The organism is Tamlana crocina (genome assembly GCF_012037625.1).
Genome location: NZ_JAAVJS010000435.1, coordinates 1 through 376 on the forward strand (window position 1 = coordinate 1; position 376 = coordinate 376).

The 376-nt window shown below is 34.8% G+C and carries 1 protein-coding gene; it reads right to left on the reverse strand.

Going from position 1 to position 376, the window contains the following annotated elements; translation table 11 throughout:
- Positions 1 to 376 (reverse strand): FG-GAP repeat domain-containing protein (locus tag HC176_RS17465; RefSeq protein ID WP_167920273.1); only part of this gene is annotated, 376 nt, incomplete at both ends.

A 376-nucleotide genomic window follows, 5' to 3' on the forward strand; every position in this document is an offset into this window, starting at 1 on the left:
TAATATCTTTAAAGTAGCCTTTGCCATCATTTAAAAATATTCGTGGCCGTTCGAAAGTCTGGTAAAATAAATCAAGATCGCCGTCATTATCAATATCTACAAAATCGGCATCCAGGACAGAATGTAAATCTGTAAAGCCCAGGCGGTCTAATGTTTCATCAACAAATTTTCCATTAATATTTATAAGTAAGCTTTGTACTGGCTCATATTTTTGGAAAAGATTGACATTGGCAAAATATAAATCCACCTCTCCATCTCCATTTATATCGGCAAAGTCGGCTTCCCTTGTCTCTCCATTCCGGTATTCTTTATTGATATATTTAGTAGTAGCATCTTCAAATTTCCCGGTCCCATCATTGATCAAAAGATAATTTTC